This is a genomic window from Micromonospora sp. NPDC000663 (assembly GCF_042898105.1).
Lineage (GTDB): Bacteria > Actinomycetota > Actinomycetes > Mycobacteriales > Micromonosporaceae > Micromonospora.
This window is the reverse complement of sequence record NZ_JBIAYR010000001.1, coordinates 1,770,561-1,789,395: the sequence shown is the minus strand read 5'-3', so window position 1 is coordinate 1,789,395 and position 18,835 is coordinate 1,770,561. Positions and strand designations below refer to the sequence as shown.

Genomic DNA, 18,835 nt, shown 5'->3' with positions numbered 1-18,835 from the left:
ATCCGTCACACCGGCTCAGACCAGCCCCACCCACTCCTGGTCGATGACACGCCCGTCGGTCGCCTCGATCGCCGCTGCGTATACCTCCAGAACACGGCGGGCAACCACAGGCCAGTCGAAATTGGCCACCACCTGGTCGCCGCAGGCGCTCAGGGCCGCCCGGCCGGCCGGATCGTCCAACAGCTCGCCCACCGCGTCCCGCAGCCCCACCGGATCGCCGGTCGGGAACAGCCGCCCCGCCCTCCCGCCGTCGAGCACCCGCCGGAACGCGTCCAGGTCGCTGGCGACCACAGTCGTACCTGCCGCCAGGGCCTCGGTGAGGATCATGCCGAACGACTCGCCGCCGGTGTTCGGCGCCACGTAGAGGTGCACGCTTCGCAGCATCCGCGCCTTGTCCGGTTCGGTGACCAGACCGAGGAAGGTCACCCGCTCGTGCAGCTCGGGCGGGAACTGGTCGTACAGGTCGTCGGGGTCACCGGGGCCGGCCACCAGCAGCCGCAGCCCGGGCCGCGTGCCGGCAAGCGCCACGAACGCGTCGCGCAGCACCGGGAAACCCTTGCGCGCCTCGGTGAAACGGCCTAGAAAGCCCAGCGTGCCGCCCGTACCCGTGGCACACTCCCCCGGCCAGCCCGGCAACGGCTCCGCGTCGGCGAACTTGGCCACCGCCACCCCGTTGGGGATCTCCACGGCGCCGCCATCCATGTGCTCGACCTGCACCTTGCGGGCCAGCGCGCTCACCGCGATGCGGGCGGTGATCCGCTCCAGCACGATCTGGAGCACACCCTGGGCGGCCGCCAGCACCCGCGAGCGGGTCATCGCGGTGTGGAACGTGGCCACCACCGGCCCCCGCGCGGAGAGCACAGCCAGCAGTGACAGGCTCAACGTGAGTGGCTCGTGCACGTGCAGCACGTCGAAGTCGCCGTTGGTGATCCAACGTCGGACCCGGGCCGTGGAGACCGGCCCGAACGCGATCCGGGCCACCGACCCGTTGTACGGCAGCGGCACTGCCCGCCCGGCCGACACCACGTACGGCGGCAGCGGGGAGTCCTCGTCGGCGGGGGCCAGCACGCTCACCTCGTGACCGAGGGCGATCAGCGCCTCGGCGAGGTCCATCACGTGGTTCTGCACGCCGCCGGGGACGTCGAAGGAGTACGGGCAGACGATGCCGATCCGCATGCGTCAGCGCCCCTCGTCCGCGGGACACCATCCCACAGCGCCCACCCCCTTCAGGACCGGCCGGCGGACGACGGGGGCAGCGCCGTGCCGCCCCCCGACCCCCGCTGGTCCAGCCACATCCGCTGCAACATGTGCCAGTCTTCCGGATGCCTCGCGATACCCGCCGCCAGACGGTCGGCGATCAGCTGCGTCACCGAACGGACACGCTGGTCCAAAGGCCCCGCCTCGGGCCCCGGCACCGGCAGCGGACCGGCGAGCGACGCACACGCCGCGTCCGGTTCGTACCACATCGAGGCCACGTAGAGCGGCGCGCCGGTGTGCAGCGCCAACAGCGCCGGCCCGGCCGGCATCCGGGTCCTCCCGCCGAAGAAGTCCACCTCCACGCCACGGGCGGAGAGGTCCCGGTCGGCAAGCAGCGGCACCACCGCACCGGCCCGGACGCGGTCCAGCAGCACGTCGAACGCCGGACGCGGCCCACCGTGGGTCGGCAGGATCTCCATCCCCAGGCCCTCCCGGAAGGCCATGAAGCGCTCGTACACGGCCTCCGGCTCGAGCCTCTCCATGACCGTGGCGATCGGCCAACCGGTGGCTGCCACCCACGCGCCCGCGGCGTCCCAGTTGCCGGCGTGCGGCAGCGCCACCACCGCGCCCCGGCCGGCGGCCACGTCGGCGGCGAGCAGTTCGGCGCCGTCGAGCCGGAAATTGGACAGGATCTGCGACCGGCTCAACGCGGGCAGCCGGAACGCCTCCATCCAGTACCTGGCGTACGAGCGCAGTCCGCGCCTGACGAGATCGTCGAGCTCGGCCTCGGGCAGGTCCGGGCCGACCACCCGGCGCAGGTTCGCGCGCAGGCGCTCCGTACCCCCGCCGCCGCGTCGGTGGGCGCGGTCCGCGCCCGCCCGGAACGCCGCAGCCACCAGCGGCCGCGGCAACGCGCGGACGACCCGCCAGCCGGCGACGTAGCCCAGCTCGGTGAGGTTCACGCGACCCGGCCGCCGGTCGTCCGGCGCCGGGGCGGCACCGCGCCGCTCACGCCTGGCCGTCCGGCTGGAGCTGCTGGGCCTGGCGGTAGACGTGTGCCATCCGCTGCCCCACCGTGAAGATCGACACCGCGGCGAGCAGCCACAGCGCGATCTCCAGCGCCGGATCGAGGCCGACGCCGGTGAGGATCCCGCCGACCCCGACGATGAGCAGCCGCTCGGTGCGCTCGGCGATGCCCACGTTGCAGGTCATGCCGAGCCCCTCGGCGCGGGCCTTGACGTAGGAGACCAGGCCGCCGGCGGCAAGACAGACAAGCGCGGCGGCCACCCCGGAGTGGTTGCCCTGCGTGGCCAGCCAGTACGCGACAGCGCCGAAGACGGCGCTGTCGGCGACCCGGTCCATGCTCGAGTCGAGGAAGGCGCCGAACCGGGTGGAGCCGCCGCTCATCCGGGCCATCGTCCCGTCGAGCAGGTCGGTGAGCGCGAACAGGGTGACGATCAACGCGCCCGCGACCAGATGGCCGCGGGCACCGAAGCCGAGCGCGCCGACGAGCACACCAACGGTGCCCGCGACGGTGACGGCATTGGGGGTGACGCCCGCGCGCAGCAGGGCGCGGGCAATCGGCTCGACGACGCGGGTCATCCCCGCGCGGGCCGACACTTGGAAGATCTTCGCCATGGCGGTCCCCACGATAACGGTCCGCCCAGCTCCGCCGACACAGCCGGTACCGCCGACCCGCCGGGGCAGGCTTGTGTCGACCCGACAACGGGTGTGAGATCGAGCCGGGGAGGTGAGCCAGCTCACCCGTCCGCCCGTTGCGTTCCCGCTGTGCAGCAGACCACCGGAGGATATCGCCGCGCACTCGCCCCGGGCCGCTTCCACCTCGCGCGGCGGTCGCCACCCACCACCGGCTGAGGGAGGTGCGCCCCATGGCGCAGAAGAATCACGAGAAGGGGTCCACCGGCGGCACGCCGGTGGTCACCGAGCCCGACCGGGTACGCAACGTGGTGCTCGTCGGGCATTCCGGCGCGGGCAAGACGACACTGGTCGAGGCGCTGCTCGCCGCCACCGGCACGATCGGGCGCGCCGGCAGCGTCATCGACGGCACCACAGTCGGCGACCACGACCCGGCGGCCGTGCGCCAGCAGCGCTCGGTGAGCCTCTCCTGCGCGCCCCTGCTGCACAACGGCATCAAGGTCAACCTGCTGGACACCCCCGGGTACGCGGACTTCGTCGGCGAGCTGCGCGCCGGTCTGCGGGCCGCCGACGCCGCCCTGTTCGTCGTCTCCGCGGCCGGCGGCATGGACGCCGCCACGGTGGCGCTGTGGGAGGAGTGCGCAGCCGTCGACATGCCTCGTGCCGTGGCGGTGGCCCGACTGGACCAGCCGCGCGCCGACTTCGACGAGTCGGTGGCGCTCTGCCAGCGAGTGTTCGGCGACAACGTGATGCCCCTGTACCTGCCGATGCTCGGCGACGACGGCGTCTCCACCGAGGGTCTGCTCGGCCTGATCACCCGCCGGGTCTTCGACTACACCGCCGGGCTACCGGCCGACGTCCGCGACCCGGACCCGGAGCACCAGCCCGCCATCGACGAGTCCCGCAACGAGCTGATCGAGGGGATCATCGCCGAGAGCGAGGACGAGACCCTCATGGACCGGTACCTCGACGGCGAGGAGATCAGCACCGAGGTGCTCATCGAGGACCTGGAGAAGGCGGTCGCCCGGGGGCACTTCTACCCGGTGGTGCCGGTCTGCGCCGAGACCGGCGTCGGCCTGGACGCGCTGCTGGAGGTGCTGACCGCCGCGTTCCCGTCACCCCTGGAACACGAACTGCCCGCGGTCGCCGGCGTGGACGGCTCGCCCCGCCCGCCGCTGACCTGCGACCCGAGCGGGCCGCTCGTCGCCGAGGTGGTCAAGACAACAGTCGACAGGCACGTCGGCCGGGTCTCGCTGGTCCGGGTCTTCTCCGGCACGCTGCGCCCCGAGCAGACCGTGCACGTCTCCGGGCACGGCATGGCCGAACGCGGGCACCCCGACCACGACGCCGACGAACGGGTGGGGCACATCTACACCCCGCTGGGTGCGACGCTGCGGGAGGTGCCGCACTGCGTGGCCGGCGACATCTGCGCGATCACCAAGTCGGGCAGCGCCGAGACCGGCGACACCATCTCGGCCAAGGACGACCCGCTGCTGATCGCCCCCTGGGAGATGCCGGAGCCGCTGCTGCCGGTGGCGATCGTCGCCCGCAGCCGCGCCGACGAGGACGCCCTCGCCCGCAACCTGTCCCGCCTGGTCGCCGGCGACCCCACCCTGCGGCTCGAGCGCAACGCCGAAACCCACCAGCTGGTGCTCTGGTGCATGGGCGAGGCCCACGCCGACGTGGTGCTCGACCGGCTCCGCGCCGGCGGCGTCGAACTGGACACCGAACCGGTGAAGGTGTCGCTGCGCGAGACGCTCACCGTGCCGACGACCGGGCACGGCCGGCACGTCAAGCAGTCCGGCGGCCACGGCCAGTACGCGGTCTGCGACATCGAGGTCGAGCCGCTGCCCCGGGGCGGTGGCTTCGAGTTCGTCGACCGGGTCGTCGGCGGCGCCGTGCCGCACAACTACATCCCCTCGGTGGAGAAGGGCGTGCGCGCCCAACTCGAACGCGGCCTGGTCGCCGGCCACCCGGTCGTGGACCTGCGGGTCACCCTCGTCGACGGCAAGGCGCACAGCGTCGACTCGTCCGACGCGGCCTTCCAGACCGCCGGCGCGCTGGCCCTACGCGACGCGGCCGAGCGCGGCCAGCCGGCCCTGTTGGAGCCCATCGACGAGGTCACCATCCGCATCCCGGACGGCTCGGTCGGCACCGTGATGGGTGACCTGTCCGGCCGGCGTGGCCGGGTGCTCGGAACCGAACCGGACCCCGACGCCGAGGGCCGCACCCTCGTCCGCGCCGAGGTCCCGGCCATCGAACTGCTCCGGTACGCGGTGGAGCTGCGCTCGATGACCGCCGGCACCGGCACCTTCCGCCGTCACTTCGTCCGCCACGACCCCATGCCCACCCACCTGGCCGACCAGGCCCGCAAGGAAAAAACCCCGTAACCCCGCCCCGCCCGGCCCGCCCCGCCCCGCCCCGCCCCGCCCCGCCCCGCCCCGCCCCGCCCCGCCCCGCCCCGCCCTCGGCGATCTTGCACTTTCTGTCGCCCTCATGTCGCTGTTGCCCGCGTAAGTCACCACCGGAAGCGCAAGATCGGCGGGAGGCGGGGCGGAGGGCGGGTTACGGGTGGACCGTGGGGTGGGTGGGGCGGGGCCAGTGGGGGCGGTCGGCGTCGCGCAGGGCGGCGGTGCGCAGGGCGGCGAGCTGACGTTCCACCTCGACGAACTGGTCAGCCGGCAGCGGGCCCCGGTGCAGGGCTGCGGCGTTCTCCTCGACCTGGGCGACCGTACGGCAGCCCGGGATCGGGATGGTGCGTCCGCTGCGGGCCCAGATCCAGCCCAGCGCACCCTGGGCGAGGGTGCGCCCGTCGGCGGTGAGCGCGGCACGGACCGCGCCGACGCGGCGCAGCCACTCCGGCGCCGGCCGGCCTCCCCGGAACCACTCCAGCCAGCCCGGCGCGAGCCCCCGCACGTCGTCGCGGGGCAACGTCGATGCGGCCGTGTACTTGCCGGTGAGCAGGCCCATTCCGAGCGGCCCCTGGTTGATGCTGGCCAGGTCGTACTTGTCGCAGACCGCCAGCAGTTCGGGGGCGTCGCGCAGCACCGACAGGGCGTGCTGCACGGCGGTGGCCCCGGCTGCCGCCTGCCCGAACGCGGCGGCCCGGTCGGGGCGGTCGGTGCTCCACCCGTACGCCCGGATCAGGCCCTCGGCGACCAGGTCCTCGCAGGTGCCGACGAGCGCCTCCGCCCGGGGGACGGACAGGTCGGCCAGGTGCAGCTGGTAGAGGTCGATGTGGTCGGTGTCCAGCCGGCGCAGCGAGGCGGTGACGGCACGCCGCAGGTACGCCGGTGACGCGTCCTCGCCTGTCGCCTGCCGGGTCGCCTCGTCGAACGTGTAGCCCCACTTGGTGGCGATCACCGCCTCGTCGCGGCGGCCGGCGAGCGCCCGGCCGAGGACCCGCTCGCTGTGCCCGGCCCCGTACGTGTCGGCGGTGTCGAACAGGGTCACGCCCTCTTCGAGCGCGCGGCGTACGGCCCGCACCGACTCGTCGTCGTCGACCGCGCCCCAGCCCAGCGGCTGGGTACCCTCCGCCCAGGGGCCACCGATCGCCCAGCAGCCCATGCCGAGGGCGCTGACCTCGATGCCGCTGCGCCCCAACGTCCGTGTCGTCACTGCCATCGGCCGATCGTGCCACCTTCGTCGGGCGGCGCGTAGCAACTCCCGGGCGGGAACACGCGGGGCGCGGCGACGGTCACGATGCGAGATGATCTCGTCATGCGACTGCTGGGTGTGGACATCGGCGGTGTGATCATCGAGCCGGCCGACGAGGATGCCGACACGTCCTTCTTCGGCGCGCACTACCTGCGTACGCCGCCTGTCGACGGGGCGTTCGACGCTCTGGCGACGCTCGAGCCGGCGTTCGACGAGGTGCACCTGGTGTCCAAGTGCGGCGAGGCCACCGAGCGCCGGACCAGACAGTGGCTCGCCCACCACGACTTCCCGGCCCGCACGGGCATCCCGGCCGAGCGGGTGCACTTCTGCCGTACCCGGCGGGACAAGGCGCCGATCGCCAGGCGGCTCGGGTTGACCCACTTCGTGGACGACAAGCTGGAGGTGCTGGGCTACCTGGATTCGGTGCCGCACCGCTACCTGTTCCGGCCATGCCCGGCACAGGTCGCCGCGTACGCCGCGCTGCTGCCGCACGTACACCGGGTGGAGAGCTGGCCGGAGCTGACCGCGCTGCTGCGCGCCGGCTGACGCCGACCGGCGCGGACGCCGCGCGGACCTCGCGGGTCAGGACGGCCAGGCGCGGGCGAGCAGGTCGCGGGTGTCGTGCAGCAGCTGCGGCAGGACCTTGGTGCGGCCGATCACCGGCATGAAGTTCGCGTCGCCGCCCCAGCGGGGCACCACGTGCTGGTGCAGGTGCGCGGCGATGCCTGCGCCGGCGACCCCGCCCTGGTTCATGCCCAGGTTGAAGCCGTGCGCGTTGCTCACCTTGCGGATGACCCGCATGGCGTTCTGGGTGTACGAGGCCAGCTCGGTGGTCTCCGGCACGTCCAGGTCGGTGTAGTCGGCGACGTGGCGGTACGGGCAGACGAGCAGGTGCCCCGGGTTGTACGGGTAGAGGTTGAGCACCACGAACACGTGCTCGCCACGGGCCACCACGAGGCTCTCCTCGGTGGGCAGGCCCGGGGCGAGACAGAACGGGCAGCCGGTCGGCTTCTCGTAGCCGCCCTCGGGCCGGTCCTCGCCGGAGATGTAGGTCATCCGGTGCGGCGTCCAGAGCCGCTCCAGGCCGTCGGCCATGCCGCCGCTGTCGGTGTCCCGTTGTGCCCCAGTCACGAGCCGATCCTACGGAGCCGCCCGGGAGGGCGGCGACTCCCACCGTCGGGAAAATGGATGCTGCAAGTTCTTGACGGATCAATGCCGAAACCTGAAAATTCCATGCATCCAAGAACTTCCATGCGTTGATGGAGGGCTTCATGATCCGACGACTCGGCCGACTCCTCGCGGCACTCGCCCTGACGGCCGCCACCACAGTGACAGGCGTCACCCTCACCGCCGGCGCCGCACAGGCGGACGGCTGCTACACCTGGGGTCGCGCCCTGTCCCAGGGGATGACCGGCGAGGACGTCCGGCAACTCCAGATCCGGGTCGCCGGCTACCCCGGCTACGGCGCCGTACTCACCCTCGACGGCTCGTACGGGCCCGCCACCCGGTCCGCGGTGATCCGCTTCCAGCAGGCGTACGGGCTGTCCGCAGACGGCGTCGCCGGCCCGCAGACCTTCAACCGGCTCTACGCCCTCCAGGACAACGACTGCACACCTGCCAACTTCAGCTACGCCGAGTTGAACAACTGCAACAGTGACTGGTCCGGTGGCGCGGTCTCCGCGAGCACCGCGCGGTTCAACGCGCTGGTGTCGATGTGGAAGCTCCAGGCCATGCGGCACGCCCTCGGCGACGTCTCCATCGCGATCAGCAGCAGCTTCCGCAGCTACGCCTGCAACAGCGCCGTCGGCGGGGCGTCGAACAGTCGACACCTCTACGGCGACGGGGTCGACCTGGTCGGGTCCCCGTCGTTCTGCCGGCTGGCGCAGCAGGCCCGCTACCACGGGTTCGGGCAGATCCTCGGCCCCGGCTACCCGGACCACAACGACCACACCCACGTGGCGGCGGTCGGCGGCTGGTCGGCGCCCAACTGCGGCATCTGACCCCGAGCGGCAGCGGTGGCCTCCCCGACGCGGGGAGGCCACCGGCGCGCGGCGCTACTCCGCGGCGGCCGAGGGGCCGATGTTGGTACGCGAGGACACCACGTCCAGGACGTGGGTCACCGCCTCGGCGACCGGCACCCCGTTGCGCTGCGAGCCGTCCCGGTAGCGGAAGGAGACCGTGCCGGCGGCCACGTCGTCGTCACCGGCGATCACCATGAACGGGATCTTCTGCTGCTGGGCGGTGCGGATCTTCTTCTGCATCCGGTCGTCACCCGCGTCCACCTGCGCCCGAACGCCCTCGGCGCGCAGCGCCGCGACGAAACCGTGCAGGTAGTCGGTGTGGTCCTCACGGATCGGGATGCCCACCACCTGCACCGGCGCCAGCCAGGCCGGGAACGCCCCCGCGTAGTGCTCGGTGAGCACCCCGAAGAACCGCTCGATCGACCCGAACAGCGCACGGTGGATCATCACGGGCCGCTGCCGGCTGCCGTCCGCGGCCTGGTACTCCAGCCCGAACCGCTCCGGCTGGTTGAAGTCGACCTGGATCGTGGACATCTGCCACGTCCGGCCGATCGCGTCGCGGGCCTGCACGGAGATCTTCGGCCCGTAGAACGCCGCGCCGCCCGGGTCGGGCACCAGCTCCAGGCCGGAGGTTTCGGCGGCGGTCCGCAGCGCCTCGGTGGCCTCCGCCCAGTCCTCGTCGGCCCCGATGAACTTGGGCGAGTCGTCGCGGGTGGACAGCTCCAGGTAGAAGTCGTCCAGGCCGTAGTCGCGCAGCAGGTCGAGCACGAAGCTGAGCAGCGTCGACAACTCGCCGGCCATCTGCTCGCGGGTGCAGTAGATGTGCGAGTCGTCCTGGGTGAGGCCACGGACCCGGGTCAGGCCGTGCACCACTCCCGACTTCTCGTACCGGTAGACGGTGCCGAACTCGAACATCCGCAGCGGGAGCTCACGGTACGACCGCCCGCGCGACCTGAAGATCAGGTTGTGCATGGGGCAGTTCATGGCCTTGAGGTAGTAGTCCGCGCCTTCGAGCTGCATGGGCGGGAACATGGTGTCCGCGTAGTAGGGCAGGTGCCCGGAGGTGTGGAACAGCTGCGCCTTGCTGATGTGCGGGCTGTTGACGAACTCGTACCCGGCGGCCTCGTGCCGCTGCCGCGAGTAGGTCTCCATCTCCCGGCGGATGATGCCGCCCTTGGGGTGGAAGACCGCCAGACCCGAGCCGATCTCGTCGGGGAAGCTGAACAGGTCCAGGTCCGCGCCGAGCTTGCGGTGGTCGCGCCGGGCGGCCTCCTCCAACAGCTTCAGGTACGCCTTGAGCTCGTCGCGGGTCGGCCACGCGGTGCCGTACACCCGCTGGAGCTGGGGGTTCTTCTCCGACCCCCGCCAGTACGCGGCGGCCGAGCGCATCAGCTTGAACGCGCCGATCAGTCGGGTGGTCGGCAGGTGCGGGCCCCGGCACAGGTCCGACCAGCAGACCTTGTCCTCCTTGGCGTCGAGGTTGTCGTAGATGGTCAGCTCGCCGCCGCCGACCTCCATCACCTCGTCGGTGTCCAGGCCCTCGCCCTTGACCTCGATCAGCTCCAGCTTGAACGGCTCGTCGGCCAGCTCGGCGCGCGCCTCGTCGAGGCTGCCGAAGCGGCGCCGGCGGAACCGCTGCCCCGACTTGATGATCTCCTGCATGCGCTTCTCGAGCTTGCTGAGATCGTCGGGCTGGAACGGCTTGTCGACGTCGAAGTCGTAGTAGAACCCGTTCTCGATGGGCGGGCCGATGCCCAGCTTGGCCTCGGGGAAGACGTCCTGCACGGCCTGGGCGAGCACGTGCGCCGTGGAGTGGCGCAGCACGTTGAGCCCGTCCGGCGAGTCCAGGCTGACCGGCTCGACGACGGTTTCCTCGGCCGGCGACCAGTCCAGGTCGCGCAGCTGACCCTGCGGGTCGCGGACCACGACGATCGCCTTGGGGCCGTTCGCGGGCAGTCCGGCCGCGGCCACCGCGTCGGCCGCCGTCGTCCCGGCGGCGACGACGACGGGGTCGGCCACGGCGGGGGTACGGGGTGCGGACACGGTGACTCCTCCAAGCGGTACGAAACGGGGCCGATCCTCGGCTCCTGCCGATGCTATCGGTCGGCCCGCCTCGGACCGGGAACGGCACCTTCCTGACGTCCGGCGTTGAACCTTTCGCGCCTCGGAGCCGAACTAGAGGGTGTGGCCGGAAACCGGTGCCGGTCGCGTCGACACGGATGGGGGCACGAGATGGCGAGCACGGACGGTGGTGGCCGCCGGAGGCGGATCGTGGCGGTGACCGCGTTGACGGCCGCCGGGCTGCTGTTCTGGCCCGCGACGGCGTACGGAGCCGACGTGACGACCACCCCGTCCGAGGCCCGGCAGGGCGACGCGGTGCGGTTGGAGTTCAGCGTGCCGGAGGAGCGGGCGGGCACCACCACCCGGCAGATCGAGGTCCGGTTGCCGGCCGACGCGCCGGTAGCCGAGGTCTACCCGATGTCGGTCGACGGCTGGGCGCCCCGGATCAGCTCCCGCACCCTGGACAAGCCGGTGACGGGCATCCACTCCTCAAGGGTGAGCACCGTCACCACGGCGGTGACCTGGGTGCGGGTGGGCCAGGCCGCACCCGGACCGGCCCGGCTGGCGCTGTCCATGGGCCCACTGCCGCAGGCCGACAAGCTCACCTTCGAGGTCGTCCAGACGTACGCCGACGGCACTGTCGTCAGGTGGACGGACGCCGACGGGGCGCACCCGGCCCCGACGCTGACCCTGCTGCCGGCGGCGGGCGCTGCCGGACCGGTCGGCCACGGCGGTCACGGTGCTCCGGCGAACGGAGCCGACACCAACGCCGATTCCAACACCGGTGGTGGGACGGCGACGGACGCGGCGGGCGGCTCCGGCGAGGAGCAGGGCAGCGCCGACGCGATGCTGGGCGCCGGGCTGCTGGCGGGCCTGGGGGGCGGCACGGCGATCGGCTGGCTGGTGAGCCGGTGGCGGCGGCGCGACCCGGCCGAGGACGCGGCGCTTGCCGAGGTGACCGGCGCGGAGGACGAGGCGACCGAGCCCGCCGAGCCCGCCGACGTCGACCGGGCGCAGGTCGCCGGGGCGCAGGTCGCCGGGGCGCAGGCGGCGTCCGGGGCGGAGTCGGCCCCGGTCGGCACTCCGGTCCGCACCGGCTGACGAACTCCGCCGGGACCGGAGCGAACCAACCCCCTCCACCCCCTTTGCTCTGCACCCGCCCATGCACCGGTTACGGAGCGTGCCTGGAGCACGTAGGGGTGCAGAGCAAAGGGGGTGCAAGGGCAGGTTGGCGGTCGGCACAGGAGACCGAAGGGGGCAGGTGCCCGCCGGTGAGAGGTGGGGTCAAGGCACCCAGGGAGGTAGCGGCTCGCGGGCGGCCAGCCACGCCTCGGGCACCCCGCCCGGGGTGCCGACGCCGGTGTACGCGGCCACCACCGCACCCGCGATGGCGGCCGTGGTGTCCACGTCCCCACCGGCGCGCACGCACGTCTGGATCGCCGCCGGATAGTCGTCGAGGTGGGTGGCGGCCACCCAGAGGGTGAACCCGACGGTGTCCTGGGCGGTCACCCGGGAGCCGTTGCCCAGCGCCGCCACCACCCGGGGCAGTGGCCGGCCGAGCAGTCCCGCCGCCCGGCTGACGCCGCGATGCACCTCGGTGCCGGGGTCGACGGCGGCGGCGATCCCGGCGAGCAACCGCTCGGGAGCCGGCCGGTGCCCGTCGAGGCGGGCACGGGCGGCCAACGCGGCGGCCACCGCCACCGCGACCGCGCCGGCGATCCCCTCCGGGTGCGCGTGGGTCACCTCCGCCGAGGCGCGGGCCTGCGCCGCTGCGCGGGCGGTCGAGTCGGCGAAGTACGCACCCAACGGACCCACCCGCATCGCCGCGCCGTTGCCGCACGAGCCCTCGCCGTCGAACGCGGACGCGGCAGCCAGCGGCCACGGCGTGCCGGTGCGGATGAGTCGCAGGATCGCCAGCGCGCCGGAGCCGTAGCCGCGGTGGGGGGAGCACCGGTGCGCGAACGCCAGCGCCAGCCGGTCCCGGTCGATGCCGCCGGCGTCGGCCAGCTCGGCGAGGACCGAGCAGGCCATCTCGGTGTCGTCGGTCCACTCCCAGGGCGCGGCGGGCAGCGCCTCCACGCCGAGATCCGGGAACGCCTCGCCCGGCAGGAAGTACCGAGCGCCGAGCGCGTCGCCGGTCGAGAGACCGGCGAGGCTGTCCCGGGCGAGCGCCAGGCGGGCATCGACGAACAGGGTGAACGACATCGTCGTACCAGCTTGCCCGCTTCCCAGGTACGCCGCAACGCGATCAACTTGCCACGCCAAGTACGGTCTTGTCGTGGCCTCCGTGCTCCTGGTCGAAGACGATCACGTCGTACGCGGCGCGATGCTGCGGTCCCTCACCGACCGGGGGCACGCCGTGCACGCCGTGGGTACGGCGTTGGACGCCCTGCGCCGCGTTGCCGCCGAGACACCCGACCTGGTGGTGCTGGACCTCGGGCTGCCCGACCTGGACGGTTCGGACGCGCTGCGGATGCTGCGCGGCATCACCGACGTCCCGATCATCATCGCCACCGCCCGGGACGACGAGCAGTCGGTGGTGAAGCTGCTGCGCGCCGGCGCCGACGACTACATGGTCAAGCCGTTCACCGGCGCGCACCTGGACGCCCGGATCACCACAGTGCTGCGGCGGGCCGGGCGGGCCAGCCGGACGGTGCAGCCCGCGGTGCACACTGTCGGTGGGCTGCGGGTGGACGTCGGTGAGCGCAGCGCCCAGCTCGACGGGGAGGCGCTGGCGCTGACCCGCAAGGAATTCGACCTGCTGGCCTATCTCGCCGCACGACCCGGGCGGGTAGTGTCCCGCCGGGAACTCTTGGAGGAGGTATGGCGTCAGCCATCGGTCGGCGAGGATCAGACCATCGACGTTCACCTGTACTGGCTACGCCGAAAGATGGGCGAGTCCGCGGCGAAGCCGCGCTACCTGCGCACCGTGCGGGGGGTCGGGTTCCGGCTGGTGGCGCCGGACTGAGGTCCGCGCTGGCCCTGCTCACGGCCGGCATGTGCAGTCTCGTCGCGCTCGCGTTCCTGATCCCGCTGGGGCTGAGTCTGCGGGAGCAGAACCGCCAGGAGGCGATCGCCGAGGCGGCCCGTCGTAGTGCGCTGGTGACCGGCGCGCTGGCGGTGAGCACCGACCCCGCGGTGGTCGAACGGGCCGTGGTGGCGAGCGCCGAGGGCGCGCCGACCCGTCCCGTGGTGCACGGGTTGGGGTTGGACGAGTCCGCCGGCCGGGCCGGTGCCAGGGATGTGGACCAGGCCCGCGCCGAGCGCCGTTCGATGGTCGCCGACGTCGACGGCGGGGTCGTCCGGCTCGATCCGGTGGTGCTGGGCGACCGGACGGCGGTCGTCGAGGTGTTCGTACCCGACTCGGCGCTGGGCGGGGGCGCCGGCGGCACCTGGCTGCTGTTGTTCGCGGTGGGCGCCGCGATGACCGGCGCGGCGGTGCTGGTGGTCGACCGGGTCGCCGCCCGCGCGGTGGACGCGACCCGCGGCCTGGTCAAAGCCGCCCTCTCCATCGGCGACGGCGACCTCGGCGTCCGCGTGGAGCCGACCGGCCCCCGGGAGCTGGCCGAGGCCGGGTACGCCTTCAACCGGATGGCGGACCGGCTGGACGCGGCGCGCACCGACGAGCGGGAGCTGGTGGCCGACCTGTCGCACCGGCTGCGTACCCCGTTGACGGTGCTGCGGCTGGACGCGGAGGCGTTGGAGTCCGACGACACAAGTGTGGGGTCGTTCTCCGAGGCCGAACTGGACCGTCGGCGCGGAATCCGGCGGATCCGGCAGGCGATCGTCACCCTTGAAGGTGAGATCGACGTGCTGATCAAGACCACGCGCAAGGCGGTGGCGCACGAGGCCGGGCCGGCGATGTGCGACGTGAGCGAGGTGGTCCGGGACCGGATGGTGTTCTGGGCGGCGCTGGCCAGCGACCAGAACCGCCCGCAGCGGGTGACAGGCGCGCAGCTGCGCATCCCGGCGCCGGTGCCCCGCGCCGAGTTGGCCGCCGCGCTGGACGCGGTGATCGGCAACGTCTTCCGCTACACCCCGCAGGGCACCGCGTTCGAGGTGGCGGTGTCCCGCCGCGACGGTTATGTGGCCATCCGGATCGACGACGCCGGCCCCGGCATCGCCAACCCGGACCGGGCGCTGCGCCGGGGGGCCAGCGACCAGGGTTCGACAGGCCTCGGGTTGGACATCGCCAAGCGTGTGGCGTTGCAGGCCAACGGATCGGTGAGCATCGACCGGGCCCGGCTGGGCGGGGCGAGCGTGGTGATGCTGCTCGCCGACCCGGAGGCGACGCCCCGGCAGGTCAGCCGTTTCGGTCTGGTGGGTCGGATGGCGCGGGACGTCCGGGAGCAGAAGGCCAGCGGCCGCCGCTGGCCCCGGCAGCGCCCCACCGACGACTGAACCCAGGGCTGTGCCCCGGCGCAAGTCTTCCTTAGATCGCGGTTAACGACCGGGGTGGATCAGCCGCGGGCTGACAGGATCGACGCAAGAACCCACCAGTTCCACCGACCACCGCACCGTGCACCCACCGGTCGGTGGAGCCGCGCGCGCGGCGGGAGCCACAGGTCCCCCCACACCCACGCTCCCGCCGCGCGCCCTGCTCCCCCGTCAGCCCGTTCAGCCGGCGGCGGCGAGGTACGCGTCGATCTCGGCGGTGATCTCCTGCTTGCCGGCCGGGTCCAGGAACGACGCGGTCACCGCGTTGCGGGCCAACCCGGCAAGCCCCTGCGGCCCCACCCCGAGCAGCCGGGCCGCCACCGCGTACTCGTCGTTGAGGGTGGTGCCGAACATCGGCGGGTCGTCGGAGTTGATGGTGACCAGCAGGCCCGCCTCCACGAGTCGGGGCAGCGGGTGCTCGTCGAGGTTGGCCACCGCCCGCGTCCGCACGTTCGACGTCGGACAGACCTCCATCCCGATCTGACGCTCGGCCAGGTACGCGAGCAACTCCGGATCCTGCGCGGCGGAGATGCCGTGGCCGATCCGCTCGGCGCCCAGCTCGCGCAGCGCGTCCCAGACGGTCTGCGGGCCGGTGGTCTCCCCCGCGTGCGGCACCGAGCGGAGCCCGGCCGCGCGGGCCCGGTCGAAGAACTGCCGGAACTGCGGTCGGGGTACGCCGATCTCCGGGCCGCCCAGTCCGAAGCTGATCAGCCCTTCGGGGCGTTCCTCCAGCGCGATGCGCAGGGTCTCCTCGGCGGCGGGCAGGCCGGCTTCGCCGGGGATGTCGAAGCACCACCGCAGCTCGATGCCGAAGTCGGTCAGGGCGCGCTTGCGGGCGTCCTCGATCGCCTCGCAGAACGCCGGCGCGGGGATGCCCCGCCGCACGTGCGAGTACGGCGTGATGGTCAGCTCCGCGTACCGGACCTGCTGGCGGGCCAGCTCCCGGGCGACCTCGTGGGTGAGGATCCAGACGTCCTCGGGGTCACGGATGAGGTCGACGACGCTCAGGTAGACCTCGACGAAGTGCGCGAAGTCGCGGAACTCGAAGTAGTCGACGAGCGCCGCCGGGTCGGCCGGCACCGGGGTGCGGCCCTCGTGCCGGGCCGCCAGCTCGGAGACGATCCGGGGCGAGGCGGAGCCGACGTGGTGCACGTGCAGCTCGACCTTGGGCAGGCCGGCGATGAAGGTGGACAGGTCGGTCACGAGATCTCCTCGGCACGGTCGCCGGTCTGGGCGACGACGAAGACGCGGCGGAACGGGAAGTACACCCGACCCTGCCGGACCGGGTACGCGGCGGTGAGGCGTACCCCCAGCTCGGCGCGGAAGGCGGACCAGCCGGCGGCGTCCAGCGCGGCGCGGACCGGGCGCAGGGCGGTGCCCTCCATCCAGGTCAGCACCGGGTGGTCGGCGGCGGGCTGGGCCGGCAGCAGGTGCACGTAGGTAGTCTCCCAGGCGTCCACAAAGCAGCCGGCGGCGGTCAGCAGCTCGGCGTAGTCGATGGGGTCGTCGACCGGGTCGGCGCGCAGCAGGGGGGCCAGCTCGGCACGCCAGGCCGGGCGGCCGGCGACCTCGCGCAGCGCCCGGTGCGAGGGGGCGTCGAAGTTGCCGGGGACCTGCATGGCCAGCCACGCGCCGGCGGGCAGCTCGGCGGCCCAGCGGCGCAGCAGCTCCCGGTGGCCGGGGACCCACTGGAGGAGGGCGTTGGCGACGACCACGTCCTCGTCGCCGGCCGGCCGCCAGTCGCAGGCGTCGGCGACGGCGAAGTCGACGGGGGTGTCCAGGGCGGCGGCCCGGTCGATCATCTCGGGCGAGGAGTCGAGGCCGACCACGCGGCTCGCCGGCCAGCGCTCGGCGAGGGTGGCGGTGAGCTGACCGGGGCCGCAGCCGAGGTCGACCACGGTGCGGGGTCGCCCGGCCGGGATCCGGGCGACGAGGTCGTGAAACGGACGGGACCGTTCGTCCGCGTACCGCAGGTATGTCGTCGGATCCCACATCGCCGCCTCCCAAACCGTACGTCCGTCTTGTTTTAAGGTACGGCTCGCGTGGCACCCCGGCAACCCCATCACTAGGCTCGGGGCATGGAACAGCGCAGCTTCAACCGGCTCGGCCGGAGCGTCGGAGTGGTCGGCCTGGGTGCCTGGCAGCTCGGCGCCGACTGGGGCACCGTCAGCGAGTCCGACGCGACGGCCGTGCTCACCGCCGCCGTGGACGCCGGTGTCACCTTCCTCGACACCGCGGACGTGTACGGCGACGGCCGCAGCGAGCAGCTCATCGGCCGCTTCCTCCGCTCCCGCCCCGACGCCGGGCTGACCGTCGCCACCAAGATGGGCCGCCGCGTCGAGCAGCGCGCCGAGGCGTACACCCTTGCCAACTTCCGGCAGTGGACCGACCGGTCCCGGGCCAACCTGGGCATGGACACACTGGACCTGGTGCAGCTGCACTGCCCGCCCACCGCCGTCTTCGCCTCCGACGAGGTCTTCGACGCCCTGGACACCCTCGTCGCCGAGAAGGCCATCGCCGGGTACGGCGTCAGCGTGGAGACCTGCGACCAGGCCCTCACCGCCATCGCCCGACCGGGCGTGGCGAGCGTGCAGATCATCCTCAACGCGGTACGCCACAAGCCGCTGGAGCAGGTCCTGCCGGCGGCCTCGGCGGCCGGGGTCGGCATCATCGCCCGGGTGCCGCTGGCCAGCGGACTGCTCTCCGGCCGGTACGACGAGCACACCGAGTTCCCCGCCGACGACCACCGCAACTTCAACCGGCACGGCGCCGCGTTCGACGTCGGCGAGACGTTCTCCGGCGTCGACTTCGAGCGCGGCCTGGCCGCCGTACGCCGGCTCGCGCCACTTGTCGACGCGGACCGCACGATGGCGCAGTTCGCCCTGCGCTGGGTGGTGGACCAGCCCGGCGTCACAGTCGTCATCCCCGGTGCCCGCGACGCCGAACAGGCGCGGCGCAACGCGGCCACCGCGGCCCAGGCGCCGCTGACCGCCGAACAGTTGGCAGGGGTACGCGAAGTCTACGACGAGCTGATCCGCCCGCAGGTGCACGACAGGTGGTGACGCGATGAGGGGTTGGCTCACGCTCAGCCTCGGCCTGCTGGCGGTCGTGGTCGGTGCGGTGTGGACGGTGCAGGGCCTCGGCTATGTCAGTGGCAGCGTGATGACCGACGAGCGGTTCTGGGCGGTGCTCGGCCCGATCGTGACGCTGGCCGGTCTCGTGGTGATCTGGTTCGGCCTGCGGTCGCGCCGCCGACTCTGACCCGTCGGCCCCGGGACGTGGAACAGCCCCGTATCCCTCCCGGGATACGGGGCTGCACAACGACCCCTGGCCGGATCGTCCCACTGGCCGGCGGGGGCCGGCCGCACTACTCAGATGGGACGGACCTGCTCAGCCTGCGGGCCCTTCTGACCCTGAGCGATCTCGAACTCCACCCGCTGGTTCTCCTCCAGCGTGCGGTAGCCGCTGGTCTGGATGGCCGAGAAGTGGACGAACACGTCAGCACCCCCGCCGTCGACGGTGATGAAGCCGAAGCCCTTGTCAGCGTTGAACCACTTCACGGTTCCCTGCGCCATGTGTATCTCCTTCTAAAACTGGCGGCCGTGCACGCCGTGCGGCCGATTGGCCGTTTTCGAGCAGCGGCGTCTGAGGCGGCCCCACGACCGGGGCTTCTCTCAACCCACGCCATCTCGCAACAGCGTGGAACAGCAAATCACGTACGCAAAAACTCTGCACGACCTCTCCGACGAATTTCTCCGACATGTGACCTGACGGATGCCTCAGATCGCTGGGTGTCGTGCTCCACC

Annotated in this window: 18 protein-coding genes; 8 read left to right on the top strand and 10 right to left on the bottom strand. The window is 72.8% G+C overall.

Translation table 11 applies throughout. From position 1 onward, the window contains the following. Window positions 1–15 precede the first annotated feature (15 nt). Genes ACFY1S_RS08465 through pgsA form a run of 3 tightly spaced genes read right to left on the bottom strand, consistent with a single transcriptional unit; the run spans window position 16 to window position 2,835 of the window. Entirely contained in the window at window positions 16–1,176 is a 1,161-nt protein-coding gene (locus tag ACFY1S_RS08465) for a glycosyltransferase family 4 protein (protein ID WP_387114094.1), read from the bottom strand. Between the two features lie 50 nt (window positions 1,177–1,226). Next, window positions 1,227–2,159, bottom strand: coding sequence for a phosphatidylinositol mannoside acyltransferase (locus ACFY1S_RS08460; protein WP_387114092.1), 933 nt, complete (start codon window positions 2,157–2,159; stop codon window positions 1,227–1,229). 46 nt (window positions 2,160–2,205) lie between these two features. Continuing rightward, on the bottom strand, window positions 2,206–2,835 hold the full coding sequence (gene pgsA, locus ACFY1S_RS08455; protein ID WP_364371315.1) for a phosphatidylinositol phosphate synthase: 630 nt from the start codon (window positions 2,833–2,835) through the stop codon (window positions 2,206–2,208). A gap of 251 nt (window positions 2,836–3,086) precedes the next feature. Here pgsA and ACFY1S_RS08450 point away from each other — a divergent pair, with 251 nt between their 5' ends. Then, window positions 3,087–5,243 (top strand): elongation factor G-like protein EF-G2, encoded by a 2,157-nt coding sequence (locus ACFY1S_RS08450; protein WP_387114090.1) that lies wholly within the window; start codon window positions 3,087–3,089, stop codon window positions 5,241–5,243. A gap of 175 nt (window positions 5,244–5,418) precedes the next feature. On the opposite strand, the gene ACFY1S_RS08445 is transcribed toward ACFY1S_RS08450, so the two are convergent. Continuing rightward, the gene (locus ACFY1S_RS08445; RefSeq protein ID WP_387114088.1) at window positions 5,419–6,477 is read right to left on the bottom strand and encodes an aldo/keto reductase; all 1,059 of its coding nucleotides are present in this window, start codon (window positions 6,475–6,477) and stop codon (window positions 5,419–5,421) included. Between the two features lie 96 nt (window positions 6,478–6,573). Here ACFY1S_RS08445 and ACFY1S_RS08440 point away from each other — a divergent pair, with 96 nt between their 5' ends. Next, a complete protein-coding gene (locus ACFY1S_RS08440; RefSeq protein WP_387114086.1) occupies window positions 6,574–7,056 on the top strand; it encodes a hypothetical protein in 483 nt (160 codons plus the stop codon). Between the two features lie 36 nt (window positions 7,057–7,092). Here ACFY1S_RS08440 and ACFY1S_RS08435 read toward each other — a convergent pair whose 3' ends face one another. Beyond that, entirely contained in the window at window positions 7,093–7,605 is a 513-nt protein-coding gene (locus tag ACFY1S_RS08435) for an HIT family protein (protein ID WP_387114400.1), read from the bottom strand. Window positions 7,606–7,781: 176 nt separating this feature from the next. On the opposite strand from ACFY1S_RS08435, the gene ACFY1S_RS08430 reads away from it, so the two are divergent. After that, window positions 7,782–8,510, top strand: coding sequence for a D-Ala-D-Ala carboxypeptidase family metallohydrolase (locus ACFY1S_RS08430; protein ID WP_387114084.1), 729 nt, complete (start codon window positions 7,782–7,784; stop codon window positions 8,508–8,510). A 54-nt stretch (window positions 8,511–8,564) separates the two neighbouring features. Here the strand turns inward: ACFY1S_RS08430 and thrS are convergent, their stop codons facing one another. Then, window positions 8,565–10,574: a threonine--tRNA ligase gene (thrS, locus tag ACFY1S_RS08425; protein WP_387114082.1), complete on the bottom strand. Its 2,010-nt coding sequence runs from the start codon at window positions 10,572–10,574 to the stop codon at window positions 8,565–8,567. Between the two features lie 189 nt (window positions 10,575–10,763). Between thrS and ACFY1S_RS08420 the strand changes: the two genes are divergently transcribed. Then, window positions 10,764–11,693, top strand: coding sequence for a YcnI family protein (locus ACFY1S_RS08420; RefSeq protein ID WP_387114080.1), 930 nt, complete (start codon window positions 10,764–10,766; stop codon window positions 11,691–11,693). A 183-nt stretch (window positions 11,694–11,876) separates the two neighbouring features. On the opposite strand, the gene ACFY1S_RS08415 is transcribed toward ACFY1S_RS08420, so the two are convergent. Beyond that, on the bottom strand, window positions 11,877–12,797 hold the full coding sequence (locus tag ACFY1S_RS08415) for an ADP-ribosylglycohydrolase family protein (RefSeq protein ID WP_387114078.1): 921 nt from the start codon (window positions 12,795–12,797) through the stop codon (window positions 11,877–11,879). Between the two features lie 73 nt (window positions 12,798–12,870). Here ACFY1S_RS08415 and ACFY1S_RS08410 point away from each other — a divergent pair, with 73 nt between their 5' ends. Continuing rightward, entirely contained in the window at window positions 12,871–13,560 is a 690-nt protein-coding gene (locus ACFY1S_RS08410) for a response regulator transcription factor (RefSeq protein WP_139586301.1), read from the top strand. A 29-nt stretch (window positions 13,561–13,589) separates the two neighbouring features. After that, window positions 13,590–14,993, top strand: coding sequence for an ATP-binding protein (locus ACFY1S_RS08405; protein WP_387114075.1), 1,404 nt, complete (start codon window positions 13,590–13,592; stop codon window positions 14,991–14,993). A 216-nt stretch (window positions 14,994–15,209) separates the two neighbouring features. Here the strand turns inward: ACFY1S_RS08405 and ACFY1S_RS08400 are convergent, their stop codons facing one another. Then, entirely contained in the window at window positions 15,210–16,232 is a 1,023-nt protein-coding gene (locus tag ACFY1S_RS08400; RefSeq protein ID WP_387114073.1) for an adenosine deaminase, read from the bottom strand. Further along, window positions 16,229–17,023 (bottom strand): trans-aconitate 2-methyltransferase, encoded by a 795-nt coding sequence (locus tag ACFY1S_RS08395; protein WP_387114071.1) that lies wholly within the window; start codon window positions 17,021–17,023, stop codon window positions 16,229–16,231. The genes ACFY1S_RS08400 and ACFY1S_RS08395 overlap by 4 nt, the downstream gene beginning before the upstream one ends. Before the next feature lie 84 nt (window positions 17,024–17,107). Here ACFY1S_RS08395 and ACFY1S_RS08390 point away from each other — a divergent pair, with 84 nt between their 5' ends. After that, on the top strand, window positions 17,108–18,091 hold the full coding sequence (locus tag ACFY1S_RS08390) for an aldo/keto reductase (protein WP_387114069.1): 984 nt from the start codon (window positions 17,108–17,110) through the stop codon (window positions 18,089–18,091). A 4-nt stretch (window positions 18,092–18,095) separates the two neighbouring features. Next, on the top strand, window positions 18,096–18,290 hold the full coding sequence (locus ACFY1S_RS08385) for a hypothetical protein (protein WP_387114067.1): 195 nt from the start codon (window positions 18,096–18,098) through the stop codon (window positions 18,288–18,290). Window positions 18,291–18,400: 110 nt separating this feature from the next. Here ACFY1S_RS08385 and ACFY1S_RS08380 read toward each other — a convergent pair whose 3' ends face one another. Continuing rightward, a complete protein-coding gene (locus ACFY1S_RS08380) occupies window positions 18,401–18,604 on the bottom strand; it encodes a cold-shock protein (RefSeq protein ID WP_007075740.1) in 204 nt (67 codons plus the stop codon). Window positions 18,605–18,835 lie beyond the last annotated feature (231 nt).